This window comes from Paraburkholderia hayleyella, assembly GCF_009455685.1.
In the GTDB taxonomy this organism is placed as follows: domain Bacteria; phylum Pseudomonadota; class Gammaproteobacteria; order Burkholderiales; family Burkholderiaceae; genus Paraburkholderia; species Paraburkholderia hayleyella.
In genome coordinates this window covers 40,958-57,635 of record NZ_QPES01000001.1, presented here as the reverse complement: position 1 = coordinate 57,635, position 16,678 = coordinate 40,958, and the positions used below count along the sequence as shown (strand labels likewise).

At 55.7% G+C, this 16,678-nt stretch carries 17 protein-coding genes, 1 tRNA gene and 1 pseudogene; 6 read left to right on the top strand and 13 right to left on the bottom strand.

Features of this window, described 5'->3' with window-relative positions; all coding sequences use genetic code 11:
* Window positions 1-144 precede the first annotated feature (144 nt).
* Both GH657_RS00255 and GH657_RS00250 read left to right on the top strand, forming a co-directional pair.
* Entirely contained in the window at window positions 145-480 is a 336-nt protein-coding gene (locus tag GH657_RS00255; protein WP_153098811.1) for a GNAT family N-acetyltransferase, read from the top strand.
* Window positions 481-512: 32 nt separating this feature from the next.
* Window positions 513-788, top strand: a complete 276-nt coding sequence (locus GH657_RS00250; protein ID WP_153098810.1) for a hypothetical protein — start codon at window positions 513-515, stop codon at window positions 786-788.
* Here GH657_RS00250 and GH657_RS00245 read toward each other — a convergent pair.
* From GH657_RS00245 to GH657_RS00230, 4 genes are read right to left on the bottom strand one after another with little or no spacing between them, the layout of a single operon-like run.
* Window positions 772-2,490, bottom strand: coding sequence for a glycosyltransferase family protein (locus tag GH657_RS00245; RefSeq protein WP_153098809.1), 1,719 nt, complete (start codon window positions 2,488-2,490; stop codon window positions 772-774). The genes GH657_RS00250 and GH657_RS00245 overlap by 17 nt on opposite strands.
* Window positions 2,491-2,506: 16 nt before the next feature.
* The gene (locus tag GH657_RS00240) at window positions 2,507-2,947 is read right to left on the bottom strand and encodes a GtrA family protein (protein ID WP_153098808.1); all 441 of its coding nucleotides are present in this window, start codon (window positions 2,945-2,947) and stop codon (window positions 2,507-2,509) included.
* 2 nt (window positions 2,948-2,949) lie between these two features.
* Window positions 2,950-3,666, bottom strand: coding sequence for a class I SAM-dependent methyltransferase (locus GH657_RS00235; protein WP_153098807.1), 717 nt, complete (start codon window positions 3,664-3,666; stop codon window positions 2,950-2,952).
* 3 nt (window positions 3,667-3,669) lie between these two features.
* Entirely contained in the window at window positions 3,670-4,641 is a 972-nt protein-coding gene (locus GH657_RS00230) for a glycosyltransferase family 2 protein (protein ID WP_153098806.1), read from the bottom strand.
* Between the two features lie 114 nt (window positions 4,642-4,755).
* Here GH657_RS00230 and GH657_RS18485 point away from each other — a divergent pair, with 114 nt between their 5' ends.
* Entirely contained in the window at window positions 4,756-5,046 is a 291-nt protein-coding gene (locus tag GH657_RS18485; protein ID WP_153098805.1) for a transposase, read from the top strand.
* Window positions 4,943-5,273 (top strand): annotated as a pseudogene (locus tag GH657_RS00220) (integrase core domain-containing protein); the annotation flags it as partial. The gene GH657_RS18485 and the pseudogene GH657_RS00220, both read left to right, overlap by 104 nt.
* Window positions 5,274-5,522: 249 nt before the next feature.
* On the opposite strand, the gene GH657_RS00215 reads toward GH657_RS00220, so the two are convergent.
* The 9 genes from GH657_RS00215 to def all read right to left on the bottom strand — a co-directional run bounded on the left by GH657_RS00215 (window position 5,523) and on the right by def (window position 14,578).
* Window positions 5,523-5,598: transfer RNA gene (locus tag GH657_RS00215), tRNA-Phe, on the bottom strand.
* Window positions 5,599-5,760: 162 nt separating this feature from the next.
* Window positions 5,761-6,483, bottom strand: a complete 723-nt coding sequence (esaR, locus tag GH657_RS00210) for a response regulator transcription factor EsaR (RefSeq protein WP_153098804.1) — start codon at window positions 6,481-6,483, stop codon at window positions 5,761-5,763.
* Window positions 6,484-8,892: a sensor histidine kinase gene (locus tag GH657_RS00205; RefSeq protein WP_153098803.1), complete on the bottom strand. Its 2,409-nt coding sequence runs from the start codon at window positions 8,890-8,892 to the stop codon at window positions 6,484-6,486.
* Window positions 8,882-9,469 (bottom strand): DUF4390 domain-containing protein, encoded by a 588-nt coding sequence (locus GH657_RS00200; RefSeq protein ID WP_153098802.1) that lies wholly within the window; start codon window positions 9,467-9,469, stop codon window positions 8,882-8,884. Before GH657_RS00200 ends, GH657_RS00205 begins: the two co-directional genes overlap by 11 nt.
* Window positions 9,466-10,929, bottom strand: coding sequence for a 16S rRNA (cytosine(967)-C(5))-methyltransferase RsmB (gene rsmB, locus GH657_RS00195; RefSeq protein WP_153098801.1), 1,464 nt, complete (start codon window positions 10,927-10,929; stop codon window positions 9,466-9,468). Before rsmB ends, GH657_RS00200 begins: the two co-directional genes overlap by 4 nt.
* Before the next feature lie 351 nt (window positions 10,930-11,280).
* Window positions 11,281-12,138 carry a zinc metalloprotease HtpX gene (htpX, locus tag GH657_RS00190; protein ID WP_153098800.1) on the bottom strand — a complete coding sequence of 286 codons (858 nt, stop codon included), beginning with the start codon at window positions 12,136-12,138 and terminating at the stop codon, window positions 11,281-11,283.
* 135 nt (window positions 12,139-12,273) lie between these two features.
* Window positions 12,274-12,927 (bottom strand): LysE family translocator, encoded by a 654-nt coding sequence (locus GH657_RS00185; protein ID WP_153101566.1) that lies wholly within the window; start codon window positions 12,925-12,927, stop codon window positions 12,274-12,276.
* Window positions 12,928-13,026: 99 nt separating this feature from the next.
* The gene (gene fmt, locus GH657_RS00180; protein ID WP_153098799.1) at window positions 13,027-14,010 is read right to left on the bottom strand and encodes a methionyl-tRNA formyltransferase; all 984 of its coding nucleotides are present in this window, start codon (window positions 14,008-14,010) and stop codon (window positions 13,027-13,029) included.
* Window positions 14,011-14,074: 64 nt separating this feature from the next.
* Window positions 14,075-14,578 (bottom strand): peptide deformylase, encoded by a 504-nt coding sequence (def, locus tag GH657_RS00175; RefSeq protein WP_153098798.1) that lies wholly within the window; start codon window positions 14,576-14,578, stop codon window positions 14,075-14,077.
* Between the two features lie 200 nt (window positions 14,579-14,778).
* Between def and dprA the strand changes: the two genes are divergently transcribed.
* Complete coding sequence (dprA, locus tag GH657_RS00170; protein WP_153098797.1) at window positions 14,779-15,990, top strand: DNA-processing protein DprA; 1,212 nt, start codon at window positions 14,779-14,781, stop codon at window positions 15,988-15,990.
* Window positions 15,991-16,046: 56 nt separating this feature from the next.
* Window positions 16,047-16,427 carry a thioredoxin family protein gene (locus GH657_RS00165; protein ID WP_153098796.1) on the top strand — a complete coding sequence of 127 codons (381 nt, stop codon included), beginning with the start codon at window positions 16,047-16,049 and terminating at the stop codon, window positions 16,425-16,427.
* The last annotated feature ends 251 nt before the right edge of the window (window positions 16,428-16,678 follow it).

Below are 16,678 nucleotides of genomic sequence, written 5' to 3'. Positions count from 1 at the left end.
GTTACTTGCACGCTGGTTCGTATGCCAGATCATTCGGGCATTCTCGTGGACCTAACGAATTCGGTCATCTGGTACTAGCTGACGAGATTGTTCCGTGATGACAATCAAAAATTGTTTTAGCGCGTGCGACAGGGGTGGAGCAACATGCAGGTCTACGTGTTTAAAGATCGAAGCGGGCGTGTTATTCGCGTGGTGTTCGATACGGAAAGCCTGTGCGCGCTCGCCTATCGTGATGATGAGATCGTTGGCGTATTGCGTGTCGAAAACGATGCAGTGGGAGCGCAGACGTCAGTCAGGCTTCTATCTGTATATGTCGAACCCGCCTACCGGCGCTGCGGTATCGCGCATACGTTGCTCGCTTATGTTTGCCGCGAAACGGGCCAGTCGATCGAGATCGCTCCGGTGATGGCGTCTCAATCTCTTGCCTTCGCTCATCTGTGCCGTTGCCTGATGCAAGAAGGCGTCATCGTGGCGGCATGAAGGGAGATTCGGCTGCGTGACGGCATGGCTGCATGACGGCATGGCTGCATGATTTCCTGATCCTGGTGAGCCTGACCTGCTCAGCGTTTCGTGCGTATTCGTGGGGTCTAGCGGGAGCACATAAGAAAAAACCCCAACCGAGAGTGGGTTGGGGTTTGAATTTTGGTGGAACGCTGGCGCGTCGCTCCGGCCCAAAGTTCATCCGCCTGCTTGATGGAGTCATCTGGCGACTGTGCGACAACGAGGGCTACGAAAACGACGGCCTGATTTTGAGGTTTTTCCAGGCGCCCGTCAATCGGAAGCCTTAACCTCGAAAACTCCTATTTGTTGAATATCGTCACGTGATGGCAATCTTAATGTTAAGACGTGTTTCCCAGGCTTTGAAATATATTTCGGATCAATTGCAGCGGTAATTATTTTATCTTCAACTGAAGTGGCCAAAGCAGCCTTGTCATCAAAGTAAACTTGAGCCTGGGAAAACCCTTGCGTACTATTAACCTTAATCCACAAGCCAATACTGCCATCTGGCTGTTTATTAGGGTTGACACCTGCCGTGGTGAACTTTGGACCAAAATCCTCAACAGAAAGATTATAGTTAACCACCGATAACAAGCAGTGTTTATTGAGATTAAGTATAAGGCTATCCTTTATTGGTTGCTGGCTAGGTGACGGAGTGTGAAACGTAATATTGCCGTGTTCGCCAATCCGGTTTCGATCATGAATTAGTCGCAACAAAATAGTCGTTGGAGCATCCCAATCTGATGTAAAAAAAACATCGCCTGGAAATCCTGCTGAAGCATGATTAGCCTCCAGTGAAGTTGATATTCGATTCATGCATAAGCCGGTTTCATAGATTTGCTTTTGAAATGCAAATCCATGCCATAGTAAAATAGATGTGGCAAAAATAGAAAAGAACTTAACTAATTTATTTTTATTAAGAATTAGTGACGCCAAAGCAACACTCAATGGCGCAGCAGATGCAAACATGTAATGCGAACCTTGGTTTTGCAAAAAAAGGACTGGGAGCAAGAACAAAAAATAGGAAATTATATATATTAAGGAATATCGAAAACCATAACAAAACGCCAAAATTAAAACTAGTGCAACATGTATAGTAAACGAGAGGGTAATAGACCAGGTGGACTGAAGCGTCCAATTATGCGCCTCGGTAATAAAGGGATGAAAAGGGTATATCCAATATGCAAAAATATTTTTACCAATATTTAAAAACGATGCGGCGTAAGGATCCTCTGCTGCACCCCCAAATGAATTCTCAATAGCTGCGATGCGATATAGAAGATATAAAACTATTGGAAGCAACCAGACCCCAGCCACCAGAAATAGGCGGCGCCATCGTGAGAGCAACTGCTTGGGAAAGAGAGCAATCAGTAAAAGAAGTAAGGCAGGAAAAACTATCCCGGTCTCCTTTGAAAGAACAGAAAACATACCTCCTGCAGCAACTGAAACCAGCACAAGAATTTCTTTTTTTGAATTGAATACATACCTCACAGCCAACAAAAAGGTAACCAATCCAAAGGTAAAATATAATTGATCCATCAGCGCTGCCGACCAGCCAGTTGCCAGTACAGCCAATGGATTTAAAGTGAACAACGCACCCGCAACAAGAGCGACCTTCCTGGTAAGCCCCAAATTAATGCAGGCAAAATACACAATTATTGAGACAATGATTGTATTAACAGCGCTAATAAGATGAACAACAAATGGAAACGATTGGAAGAAAAGATTATGAATGCCTTGGAGTGCAAAAGCTACTGGACGAACAGGGGTTCCGAAGCTGGCGCCAGCATGAATTTGAGAAGACTGGGCAATATATGAAAAAAATCCATTATTAAGATAGTTGTCGAATCTCTGCCATTCATCATGCGAATAATAACCAGGGTTCGCAATCAATAAAATCTGCCCAAGGACGCCAATTAAAAACAAAATCAAAATATCCCTGGAATCAATTTTGCGATTCACGAAGCCAGGAGAGGTAGCGCCAAAATCCATTTTAATTCCTCAAAAACTATCGTCTAAATCCCCAAAGCCTGCTCAATGAATAACTTATAGCAGGCACCACAGAAGCAGAGATGGTCGCAGAAAAAGCAGCGGGAAACCAATTTTTTCGAACCAAAAATGCGAGGATCGTTGTGTTTATAATAAATGCACAGACTGCGATAATAAAAAATCTAAATGCTGCGCGATGTGGGCTGCCTGGAGAACGAAATGTCCATAAATAGTTTCCGCTGAACGAAATAACAAAAGCCACAAGGAATGCTGTGGTATTAGCTGCAATTGGGGAAATGCTCGATGTCACCAATAAAAGCCACACAATCGTAATGTGGACTGTAGTGGAGAGAAGTCCAACTAGACCAAAGCGTGAAGCGATGATAATTTCGCGTAAAAAGCTCACATTCGAAAATTTTTTCTTTTGCAAAAAATCATTACCTGTATCAGTCGGCGCCATAGTCAAGACTTTTCCGCAAGTACAAAAACAGACAAGCCGGCGACACGGTTACTTAAAAATAATGGCAACTCAGCTGAAGACAGTGCGGCCAATGTTCCATTTACGAAGGGATGGTGCTGTGAGAGCTGTGATTGAGCTTTGTAATGCCCTCGTTGTAATAGGTTAGTCACAATACGAATGACTACCGCGATCGGGAAAATCGCGCCAAAGTAATAAGAGCCGCGCTTCACCGTCAAACCCGCGCGTCTGACCACATCCTCTATCTGATTTAAACGGTATCGGCGCTTATGTTCAAGAAAGACATCATGGCCGCTCCATAAAAACTGGAAGGCAGGAACTGAAATCAGGAATCGTGTACCATGCGGAACCTTCTTTACATAGTCGTTAAGCAGGCCAACGTCGTCGTCGACATGCTCTAGCACATCCATAAGAAGAACCAAATCTGCATCAACCTCATCAACTGATCGCCTAAAATAAACAGGCTTACCAGCCTCTAATGTCTCTGAGTCGGCTTCATAGCTTATGTCTACACACCATGCCTGTTTTGCTGATGTATTCGAAAGTAACTTTCTCGAAAAAAAGCCTGAACCAGCACCGACATCCAGGATTATGGAGGGCGTCACATCACCAAGCAGATGCTCCATCGCTCTGGCTTTGGATCGGTAATACCAATGTTTTCCGATATCAGCGCCGAGGATATCAGTTTCTTTCAAGTCCATCTCTTAATCCTTTTGGCCGTAAACTCGTCTAACCAGATATACAGGACGACGTTTCGATTCAATGTACGACCGTCCTATATATTCACCTATGATCCCGATCCCAACGAGTTGTAAGCCTCCGAGAAACGTTACTGCAACTACGACAGACGCGTAGCCAGGCACATCCACTCCGTAAAGCAAAACTTTAAAAATCATAAAAATGGCAAACAAAAAAGATATGGACGCAACCACGCCGCCAATGTAGGCCCAAATTCGCAAAGGATCAGTACTAAAACTAGTTATACCTTCAAGCGCGAAATTCCATAGTCGCCATCCGTTGAATTTTGTTGTGCCAGCAATGCGCTCGGGTCTCGCGTACTCAATTGCAGTTGTCCTGAATCCAACCCAGGTAAACAATCCCTTCATAAAGCGTCTGGATTCTGGAAGTTCATTTAGAGCTTCAACAACCGAACGGTCCATAAGCCTAAAATCACCAACGTTCTCTGGAATTTTTGGCTCAGAAATTTTGTTGTGAATCCGGTAAAACCAGGTTGCTGATTTTCTTTTTATCCAGGAGTCCGAGTCTCTATTAATGCGTTTTCCGACTACGACGTCGTACCCCTCCTGCCATTTTTGAATCATTTCAATGATGAGCTCTGGCGGATCTTGGAGATCAACATCAATTGGAACCACGACATGACCAGAGGCTATTTTTAGACCTGCAGTAAGAGCAGCTTCTTTTCCAAAATTTCGACTTAAGTCTACTATTCGAATACTTCTGTAATGGTTTTTTAATTCAAGAAGCCGCTCAAGCGTATTGTCAGTGCTGCCGTCGTTCACAAAAACAACATCCAGGCCAATCCAATCAAATTCATCAAAAACTTTCTTGACGCGCTCCATGAAGAGAGACACTGTTTCCGATTCATTAAAAACAGGCACGACTAGTGTAAGCACAATTTTTTCATAAGTGCGCGCATCAGCGTTTTCTGTTTCCATCAAACTAGAATCCTGTATCACGTCCACGTTATGCCTTTTAGATATTTTTTGATTCGCGCACCAACACCTATGGGCACTCAATCATTTGAAGCGGTATTTTAGACTGCGAAGGGGGTGATCTGTCCTGAAAATTTCGTACCAACCGAATCTAGAGATAACGGCTTCTTAGCTCAGGTGAGGAGTTGGTATGAAGAAAGCCGGTGCAGCGACGGACAGGTTGTGCGGATCTTGCGCGAGGCGGATCGGGATACTGTGCCTGAAGTGGCCAAGCGCCACGGCGTGAGCGAAGTGTCGATTTACGCATGGCGCACCACGTTATCTCCGATCAGACAACGGGCCGGAGTTTGTCAGTACGGCGCTTTTGAAATGGGCGCTCCAGGAGCCGATCGAGACAGCGCTGATTGATCCAGGCAAGCCTTGGCAGAACAGCACCAACGAAAGCTTCAACGGAAAATTCCGTGATGAATGTCTAGCGATGGAGTGGTGTCGGAACCGAATCGAAGATCGTGATTGAAGACTGGCGAACACACTACAACGAAGTGCGCCTGCATTCGAGTTTGCAATACCAAACGCCGGCAGAATTTCGTCGGGTTAGCGAACGTAGTTCAATTACTGGGGCCGTGAATCTCTAGACAGCAGCGGTACGAAAAAATCCGTCAGGTCACATAGGTCTCGGGCGTGACGCCTGCGGACTTCTGGCGGTTTTGCACCAAGAAGGAAGGGAAGAGAAATGGCCTGGAGAGAGTGCTATGTGGCCAGAGGTAGGCAGCAGGCCTGTGAGCCGTCCGCCAAGCCTGCTCATCGTTGCGCGTGAACTCGCGGGGCTTGGCGGGAGCACATAAGAAAAAACCCCAACCGAGAGTGGGTTGGGGTTTGAATTTTGGTGGCCTGGGTCGGAATCGAACCAACGACACGCGGATTTTCAATCCGCTGCTCTACCAACTGAGCTACCGGGCCATGAAGAAGCGAGAGTATAGCAAAGCACTTCAAACGGCTCAAGTTCTTCGTGAAAAATTATTGACCGCACTTTGAGTGCCAAGGTGGGCCGGTGCAACGGGGGCGGATAAGCGTACAGGAACAGGGCAACCACAGGCGCGCATGGATTGGCGCCGGTTGGCGTTACTCATTCCTCGACGTTTCGACATTTTTGACCGGTTTGCTGATAGCCAGATTGACGCCGAGCTGTTTGAGCTTGCGATACAGATGTGTGCGTTCGAGCCCGGTTTTTTCTGCCACTCGCGTCATGCTGCCGTTTTCGCGTGCGAGGTGATATTCGAAATAGGCTCGCTCGAACGCATCGCGTGCGTCGCGTAACGGAATATCGAAGGGAATCGTCGTCGTCTGAGCGGGAGGAATACGGCCCGCGATACTGTCGGCCGGTGAGAGCTGAGGCAATGCCGCAGCGGATGCGATCAGCCCGGGATCAAGCTGTTGCGGTTCGGCTTGCGCTTCGTTTTCGACAACCGGAAGCGGCGCGCCTTGACGGTTCAGGCCTAGTTCGACCGCTTTCAGCAGCTTTTGCAGTGCGATGGGTTTTTCGAGGAAATTGAGCGCACCGATGCGAGTGGCTTCGACTGCGGTGTCGATGGTCGCGTGGCCGGACATCATGATGACCGGCATCGTGAGCAGCCCTTGCGCGGCCCATTCCTTGAGCAGCGTGACGCCATCGGTATCGGGCATCCAGATGTCGAGCAACACCAGATCAGGTTCCTGGCGTGCGCGGAAGCTGCGTGCTTCCTGTGCGTTTTCCGCAGCCTCGACGACATGCCCCTCGTCGCTGAGAATCTCCGAGAGCAATTCCCGGATGCCCATTTCATCGTCTACCACCAGGATGGTCGCCATTTATGCTGCCCTTGTTTGCACGGTTGCTTTTATTGTTGCCACACTGTCGTGTTTCGACTGCGACTGGCCTCCTGGGGAGGCCGGGTCGTTGGCTAACTGAAGAAAAAGAATAGATATCTGTGCGCCTTCGATCACATCACCCGCCTTGAGGCGATTGCGAATGTCGATCCGTGCGCCGTGTTCATCAACGATTTTCTTGACCATCGCCAGCCCGAGCCCGGTGCCTTTGGCCTTGGTGGTCACGTAAGGCTCGAAGGCGCGCGTCAGGATGCGCGCGGAAAAACCGGGGCCGTTATCAGAGATGGTCAGGCGCACGGCGACCCGTACCTTACCTTCCGCGTCGGGATCGCCGTATTCTACTGTCCTTGTCTCAAGATGGACACGCGGTTGCGGTACATCGGCGACAGCGTCCTGCGCGTTTTGCAGCAGGTTGTGAATCACCTGACGCAATTGCGTGGCGTCGCCGCAGATCACAGGCAGTGCTGCCAGCTCGACCACAATCGGGCTTTTACCCTCTTCGATGCCGTACAGCATCAATACTTCGCTAACCAGATCATTGAGCTGGAGATTGACCAGAACGGCGGGTGGGGTACGGGCGTAATCGCGGAAATTGTCCACCATCTGCTTCATCGCCGCGACCTGGTTGACGATGGTCGTCGCTCCCCGTTTGAGCACGTCGGCGTCCGCGGGCGCCAGCTTGTCGGCGAGTTTCATTTGCAGGCGTTCCGCCGATAGCTGGATCGGGGTCAGCGGGTTTTTGATCTCATGGGCCAGGCGGCGCGCGACTTCGCCCCATGCAATCGAGCGTTGTGCGGAGATCACGTCCGAAATATCGTCGAACACAATCACATAGCCCGAGGTTTGTGCGTCTTGCGCATCGCGGTCGCTGGCGGAGACGAGGCGCGCACCGCGCACCAGCAACGTGAGCGGCTCCGTCTCGCCGCTGACTGGCATCGAGAACTGCTGTTGCCAGTGGCCCATGTCGTCGTGACCGTCGCCGCTAGCCGCTTCGCGGTCAGCGAAGGCCTTGCGCACCATGATGCCGAATTCGTTGAGTGCGCTGATGTGATCGAGCGCTGCGCCGAGCTGGGTCTGAAACGGCTGACGGAAAATCCGTTCCGCGCCTCGATTGGCCGTGGTGAGCCGGAATTGCCGGTCGAAGACGAACACGCCAGCGGTCAGGTTGGCCAGGATGCTTTCCAGATAGGTTTTGGAGTGCTCGAGTGCGATCCGGTTGTTCTCGACGCTCGCACGGGCTTCGGCTAACTGCCGCGTCATCGCGTTGAATGACTGGGTGAGAAACCCGAGTTCATCGCGTGACTTGATTTCGCGCTTGGGCGTGTAATCGCCTTCGGTAATTTCTTTCGTGCCTTGCGCGAGCAAAAACAGCGGCCGTGCGAGCTGGTTGCCGAGTGCCAGAGCCAGCATCATGGCGATGAATGTGGCAAGAAAGAGCGCGAGCGTCAACGTGCCGATGTACATCTTGCGCAAGCCGGTGCGGCCTAGCGATTTTTCCTGATACTCGCGGTAAGCGCGTTGTACGGCGTCAGCATTACGCGCCAGTGTGGGGGACACGGGTTGCGTCAGTTGCAGGAAGCGCTCGGAGGGTTGCAACAGCGTGGAGCTGGCGTCCGGGATGCGCTGCACGATGCGCAGCCGCAATGCACCTTTTGCCCCGTTCGTGTGAGGGTCGCCGTCGAGTTCACCTTCGATCGCGGCAAAGCCGTTATTCCGCGCCTGGTTGATCATCAGTGGCGTGGGCAGGTCGTTCGGCACGAGCGTGGCGTAATTGCTTGCGACTTGCGCGATCACATGCATGTTCGGCGTGGCACCGGACATGCTGCGCGTGGGTTCGACGATGGTCGCATCCTGCACGCCAAACTGGTCGCGCAGGCGCAGCAGCGTCAGTGTGGTGCCGCTGCCATTGCCGCTGGCAAGTTGTTCGGCCATCAGACGGCCTTTGGTTTGCAGGTCGGAGAGCGAGGCGTCGAGCATGCCACGGCCCAGATTCAGGCCAGAGGTCAAGGCCGTTTCGACATTCACATCGAACCAGGATTCGATGCTGCGCGACACAAACTGATATGACACGACGTAAATAATGCCGCCTGGCACTACGCCAACGAGGGCGAAGAAAAAGGCGAGCTTGGCCAGCAAACGGGTGCCGAATTTCCCTTTGCGCAAACGCGTCACGATGCTCGTGACGAGCACCGCGACGATCAGCAGGAAGATCACGGCGACGGCGAGGTTGGCCGCGTAGAGCCACTGGTAATAGCGGTCGAAGAACTCGGTGTTGGCGCTAGCGGCTGCCAGTAGCACGAGCAGCAAGATGGCCGTGACTGCAACCGTCGACACCAGCAGGCGTACGACGAAGCTACGGGCATTGGCGGTGCGGCGCACTCTATTTAGCACGTTCGGTTGCTGTGAAGGTAAAGCGCTTCCAGTCGGAAGACAGGTTCCAGTCGCGGTTGTTGACCGCGTCGATCTGGAACGGCTTGGGCATCAGCGCGATGTCGAGTTGCATGCGCACGGATGCGGTGTAGGTTTCACCAGGATGCACCTGGTTGCGATCGATCACGTGCCAGGAGGTGACATGGCGGATGACCGCCAGCGCTTCTTTCAGCGTGCCAAAGCCGAGTTGCAAGCCCCCCGTGGAGACGCGATATTCGCGTGTGAGCGGCTGGAACGACAGGCGGATGCTTTGCGATACGTTGACCGGCTGTTCATCGAACCAGTACCAGCGGGGGCGGCTGAGTGAGAAATCGGTGGTGAAGTAGAGCGGAATGCCTTTATTAACCACCTCTTCGAGGTTGCTGTTAAGTTCGAAGTCGAAGCGGGCGTCGAGGCTCCAGCCGCTACCGTCGGCCTGAAGCGAGGCGCGCGGCACGCCGATGGAATCGGCGTGAGCAAGCCCTGTGCCAAAACAGAGCACAAGCGTGATCCAGAGCAGAGCCGCGAGCCGAAGCGGAAAGAAGCGTTTGATGGTCACCGTTTCTGAAAGCGCGCGTAGAAAAATCCGTCGTGATCGGGGAGTGGGTCCGTGTCCGGTTTCGTTCCGAAGCCCACTGCGAGGGAAGTGGGCATCCCGGGTGTATCTGGTGTATCAGGTGTATCGGAGGCGTTCGACACGGCCGGTAGAAGTTGCCCCGGGGCGCCCAATCGTACCGCATCCTCCTGCGCGCTTTCAAACCACAGGGCTTGCTGCTCTCCTTCTTCGGGGAACACGGAGCAGGTCACATACAACAACTCGCCACCCGGTTTGAGGAGTGGCCAGAGCGCTTGCATAATGCGCCGCTGTTCAGCTACCAGCGCGGCGATGTCGGAGGCACGTCGCAACCAGCGGATATCCGGATGACGCCGGACGATACCCGATGCGGAACACGGCACGTCCGCCAGAATCCGGTCAAAGAGCGGCTCATCGGTGTTGTGCCATTGCGACGGTGTGCCCGCGTCACCGATGCGAATGTCGGCGTTGAGCCCGAGACGCTGCAGATTCTCTGTGATGCGCCGGGCGCGCGAGGCATCGCTTTCCAGTGCCACCAGGTCGATTGTGGCGAGTTCCAGCAAATGCCCGGTTTTGCCGCCGGGTGCCGCACAAGCGTCCAGCACGCGCATGCCACCTTGTACGCCCAGCCATTGCGCGGCTAGCTGTGCTCCGGCGTCTTGCACCGAGACCGTTCCCTGGTTGAAGCCCGGAATCCGGTCGACCGGCATCGGCGTGGCCAGCCGCACCGCGTGTTCGCCGGCGCGCGTCGCGCTGATCCGTGTTTCTTGCAGTTTTGCCAGATAGGCTTCGACGGTCGTGTGGCGTTGATTCACGCGCAGCGTCAGCGGACCTTGCTGGTTGCCCGCCATCAGCAGGTTTTGCCAGTCAGCGGGCCAGGCTTTTTGCAACGCTGTGATCCACCAGACGGGATAGTTCCAGCGTGCGACGTCATCGGCCTGCGCGGCTTCGGCGAGTGTCATGCGTTCGCGCAGGAAGTGACGCAAAACGGCGTTGACCAGCCCTTTGGCAAATGCAAGTTCACGCCGTGCGCCGATCGCGTCGACGGCCTGATCCACGACCGTGAAGGGCGCATAGGCGGCGTGGGGTCCCTCATCGAGAAGCAGTGCCAGCGCACAGGCCAGCACATTGGCGACATGTGGCGGAGGCGCTTTGCGAACTTGCCTGGCAATCAGCCAGTCGGCGGTGCCGAGGCGCCGCATGGTGCGATAGGCAATGTCTTGCGTCGCGCCGCGCGAAGCGGCCGCGGCGCCTTCTGGCGCGGCGACGAACACGGATTGCAGGGCAGCGGGGAGCGCCGCGCCCAGACGGACGGCGCCAATAGCCTGGGCGGCACAATCGAGCGCAAAGCCAAGCGATTCAGGTGCGAGATGCAACGTGGACAGGCGAGATTCGCGCGCGCGTGAGGCAGGCGCCGAGGCATGCTGGATAGGCTTGGCAGTCATGAAATGAGAGGGGGCGGGCTGCACGGGGCGCGCGGCACAAACGGCGCATTGTAGCGTGGCGAGGCGAACGGGCTGCGGGGGTATGGGTTGGGCGTGGCGTGAGGTGCGCTGGTGGGCGTGGCTGGATTTATCGCGGGCGATGGGTTGGTGCTTCGGCAAAACGCATGAAAAGGCGCTAGCGGTTTGCGCTACTGGTGTGGTGGCTAAAAAACGAAAAAGCGAAACGAAAAAACGAAACGAAAAAGCGAAAAAAACGAAAAGGCGAGTTTGAAGGCTCGCCTTTTCGTTTGGGATGTTTGGGATGGCGGCCGCTGCCGCTATGGATGGTTCTGGATGGCGAAGCTGCCGGTGTTATTCGAAGCGTCCGGTACGCGCCATTTCCATCAAACGGGCAATGCGTTCCTCGGTGGCCGGGTGGGTGCTGAACAGTTTGGAGAGGCCACCGCCGCTCAACGGATTCATGATCATCATTTGCGCGGTGGTTGGGTGCGCCTCGGCTGTCGGAAACGGAATGCCGCTGGCATAGCGATGGATTTTATCCAGCGCGGACGCGAGCGCCTGGGGATCACCGGAGATTTTTGCCCCACCACGATCAGCTTCGAATTCACGCGAGCGGGAAATGGCCATCTGGATCATTGCGCTAGCGATCGGCGCGAGCAGCGCAACCGCGATGCCTGCGATCGGATTGGACGGACGGCCATTTTCATCCCGGCCACCGAAGAACATGGCGAAATTGGCGAGCGCGGAAATGGCCCCAGCCATCGTGGCTGAAATGGTTGAGATGAGAATGTCGCGGTGTTTGACGTGCGCCAGTTCGTGGGCCATTACACCGCGCATTTCGCGCTCCGACAGCACCCGCAAGATACCCGTGGTAGCCGCGACCGCCGCGTGTTCTGGATTGCGCCCAGTGGCGAAAGCGTTGGGCGCATCTTCGTTAATCAGATACACCTTGGGCATGGGCAAACTAGCCCGGGTGGCGAGCTCACGTACCATCCGGTAAAACTGTGGCGCGCTGGTTTCATCGACTTCCTGCGCGTTGTACATGCGCAGCACCATCTTGTCCGAGAACCAGTACGAAAAGAAATTCATGCCGATGGCGATGATGAGCGCGATCATCATGCCGCGCGATCCGCCAACCATGCCGCCTATGACGATAAATAACCCCGTGATGGCGGCCATTAATATTGCGGTTTTCATCCAGTTAAACATATTCAGTGCTCCTTGCCCGCATGGGGTTCCTGTCTGATCTTTGCGCCGTCCGCGCTGTCCGGTTATATCGACCGGATGGACTGGACGGCCAATTGTAAGCGATCTGTTAGATAGGGGCGGGTGCGGAAAATTCAATCATTGCGTGGCGGTGGCGAGTTTCACGCCAAGGCCCACGAAAGCGCCACCGACACCGCGATCGAGCCATTTTCTGGCCCCGGGCTTGCCGGAGAAGTGTTGCGTGACACTGCCGGCGATCCATGCGACGAAGCTGTTCCAGACCATGCTCATCAGGACGAACACCACGCCCAGTGTTAAAAACGCGAGCGTTTTGTGTTCGCTGGTGCCGGTGACGAACTGGGGGAAAAACGAAACGAAGAACAGCACGACCTTGGGATTGAGCACGTTGGTCCAAAAGCCCTGCAAGAACAGCTGGCGCAGCGATTTGTGCGCATGGGCCGCGGGTGCCTTGCCCGTTGGCGTCGAGGCGCTTGGGGCGTTGGGGGCGCGGGTAAAGATCAGGCGCACGCCGAGATACACCAGATAAATCGCGCCTGCGAACTTGATGACGGTGAAGGCGGTGGGCGAAGCCGCCAGCAGCGCGGTGAGCCCGAAAGCACACGCCAGCGAATGCACGCAGCAGCCGGCTGAAATACCGAGCGCCGACATCAACCCGGCGCTACGCCCCTGCGCCACGCTGCGCCCGACGATGTAGGCCGTATCGGGCCCAGGCGTCACATTCAGCAGAAAAACAGCGACGAGAAAAAACGGGAAATGAACGATGCCGAACATGAAGACCTCTGAAACGGGGTGGCGCATGAGGATTCTAGCGTGCGCTAACGCGGCTGGCGATTAGGCCAATTGGCCGATGGCACAGGGAAAATGTGCCTGCTATTGTGGCCCGGTTAGCGCAAAACGTTGTCCGGCAGCCAGGCTGGAGCCGCTCAGAAATTCCCGTGTGGGCAGCCGTTTGCCGCCGGGCTTCTGGAGTTGCGTGAGACGCAGCGCGCCGTCGCCACAGGCGACCACAATGCCTTCAGGGGCGACTTCAAGGAGCGTGCCGGGGGGCGCGTCGTGAGCACGCTCAACGGGGCGGGCCGCCCAGATTTTCAGTGTGGTTTGGTCCAGTGTGGCGACGCAGCCTGGGAAGGGGTCAAAGGCACGCACCTGGCGGGCAAGGTCGATGGCGGGACGGCGCCAGTCGAGCGCGGCCTCGTGCTTGCTGATTTTTTCTGCGTAGGTCGCGCCGGCGTCAGGCTGCGGCGTTGCGGGCAACGTGCCGTCGCGTTCGAGCGCCGCGAGCGCTTGCACGATTCGTTGCGCCCCGGCGAGCGCCAGCCGGTCGTGCAGCGTGCCGGTGGTGTCGTCATCGTGAATGGCCATGCGCGATTCGGCAATTATGGCGCCTGTGTCAAGGCCCGCATCCATTTGCATCAGTGTGATGCCGGTTTGTGTGTCACCTGCCTCGATGGCGCGATGAATGGGCGCCGCGCCGCGCCAGCGCGGCAGCAATGAGGCATGGATATTGATGCAGCCGTGTGGAGCGATATCCAGCACTTCCTGCGGCAGTAGCAAACCGTAGGCCGCGACCACCATCACATCGTGCGGCGTGGCGCGGAGCCGCTCAATGGCCGCGGTGGCTTCGGCGGGAAACTTGCCACTGCGGCGCAGGGACGGCGGCTGGATTAGCGGCAGGCCTGCGGCCAGGGCATCGCGCTTGACCGGACTTGCCTGGTGTTTCATCCCACGTCCGGCGGGCCGGTCAGGCTGGGTTAGAACAAGTGGGATGGCAAAACCTGCCGCGCGGATCGCGTTGAGTGCTGCCGCGGCAAATTCTGGCGTGCCAGCAAAGACAACACGTAGCGAATGGCTCATGGAAGTTAGAGGAAACAGAACGATACAAGAGGGAATTAAAGACGCACGGCGGTGAATGCCACGGTTACATCGCGTGCGCGAGTTTTTTCAAACGGTTTCTGATGCGGGTCTGTTTGAGTGGCGACAGATATTCGACGAAGACCCGGCCTATCAGGTGATCCATCTCGTGCTGGATGCATACGGCGAGGAGCCCTTCGCAATCGAGCTCGAACGTTTCACCGTGTTCGTTGAGCGCTCTTACGCGCACCTTGTCCGCGCGTTCGACATTGTCGTAAATACCGGGCACCGAAAGACAGCCTTCTTCATGAACCTGTTTGTCGGCGCTTGACCAGATGATTTCAGGGTTGATAAAGGCGCGTAGCTCGTCATGTGTTTCTGAAACGTCGATCACGACGACACGCTCATGCACGTCAACCTGGGTTGCCGCGAGCCCCACGCCAGGCGCGGCATACATGGTTTCCGCCATATTGGCGACGAGCTCGCGGATACGGTTATCTACCACCTCAACGGGTTTGGCGACTTTGTGCAGACGTTTGTCGGGATAGTGGATGATATTCAGCAAGGTCATGATTTTGAAGTAATTTTTGGTGTTTTTCGCATCGGGGGGAGAGGCTCCGTGCGTTTCAGCGTTGTTGCACGATGCTGAAGGGCGTTTTGAAAGGCAGTTGTACCGGGGGCGTTGCCTGGCGGGCTTTCTGGATGCCGAAAATTCTAGCATGGCGCTTGTCCCTTCGCCGGAGCGCTGGCCGCGCGCGAGGATTGATTGAGATGCAAATTCTGTCGCTGACTGATACCGAACTGGCCGCCTGGTTGCGCCTTACTACTGCCAGGGGGCTAAAACCCGCTGCGGCGCGCACACTGCTCGAAACCTTTGGCTTGCCTGAAGCGATCTTCGGCCAGTCTTTTGCGGCGTTGGCCAGCGCGACTAGCACTGCGGTTGCAAGGGCGGTGCTGGGCACGCCCAGCCCTGATTTCGCCACGCGCGTGGCGGCACTGCTTGTCTGGCGCGCCCAGCCGGGCAATGCGGTGGTGACGCTGGCCGATCCCGCCTATCCGCCGCAACTGCTCAATATGGCTGATCCGCCACCGATGCTCTATGTGAAAGGGCGCATTGAGCTTTTGCACGTTCGAAGTGTTGCCGTTATCGGTAGTCGCAATGCAACGGCTCAGGGCATGAGGGATGCGGCCTGGTTTGCCGGTGCGTTTTCGCAGGCGGGTCTGGCGGTTGTCTCGGGTCTCGCGCACGGAATCGATGGCACCGCGCATCGTAGCGCGTTGATGGGGCCTGGCAGCACGGCCGCGGTAATTGGCACGGGGGCCGATATCGTGTATCCCGCCGCGCACCGGGCGCTTGCCCATGACATCGCGGCAACGGGCGTGATGGTGTCGGAGTGGCCCTTGGGCGCGCCTCCTCGGGCCGCGCATTTTCCGCAACGCAACCGCCTGATTGCCGGGCTGGTGAGTGGCGTGCTGGTGGTTGAAGCGGCGTTGCGTTCGGGCTCGCTGATTACAGCGAGGCTCGCCAATGAAATGGGCCGCGATGTATTCGCGTTGCCTGGGTCGATTCATGCGCCGCTTTCACGCGGCTGTCACGGGATGATCAAGCAGGGTGCGAAACTCGTTGAAACTCCCGACGAGGTGCTGGAAGAATGGGGGCTCGCCCAGTCAGGCGCGGGGCAAGCCGTGGCACGGAAAGACGCGTGTCAACCCGTTTTGCGTATCGCGTCCCAGGGGAGCGTGCCACGCAGGGTTACTCCATCGGGTGCTGCGCCTTCGCCGTCTGACATCGTGCGCGAACTGCCGCCCGAAGCCCGGCAAGTGCTGGATGCGCTGGGCCACACGCCCGCGCTACTGGAAACTCTCGCGGTTCGCACGGGCTTTGCTGATACGGTACTGCAAAGCGTGTTGTTGCAGCTTGAACTGGCAGGGCAACTGACGATATTGCCTGGCGGGCGTTATGCCCGTGCTACTCACGGGTGAATTCGCCATGCTACATTCGTGCCTCTTTTTTTGACCTAAGCATGCAAGGATCTCTCATGCCCGCGCTGAACCTCGATACCGATTCAGACCGGATCGCCGAGCGCGTCCAGTGTCCTGAAATGCTGTTTGTCGCCTGTTTGTGCGCCGAGTGGTGCGGCACCTGCCGGGATTACCGGCTGATTTTCGACCGGCTGGCTGAACGTCATCCGGATATCTGTTTCGCATGGATCGACATTGAAGCGCATGCAGACCGGTTCGATGATCTCGACGTCGAAAACTTCCCTACGATCCTGATCGAAGACGCTGACACCACACGCTTTTTTGGCACGGTTTTGCCGCAGCAGGCGATCGTCGAGCGCATGCTTGTCGATCTGAGCGCGTTGCCTGGCATGACCGGAGCACCGAAGCTGCGCCCCGCCCTGGCGCGTGCGCAATAACATCCCAGACACGTGCAAATGGCGATGGCATGGACCTCCCCTGGGATGAACACGGCGCGGCGGCTCAGGTTGGCGAGCGGCACGCACAATCCTCGCGGATGCCTTTCGTGCCCCGGCTGTGCTGCCGTGGCGCCGTGTGCTATAAAGCGGTCGTTAACAGGTTGGAGCCGCCAGGGTTGGGGCCGCCAGCCTGGGGTCGCCAAGCTTGACGCTGCAAACCCGCAGTAAAAATCCCGATCTCCCAACTCACA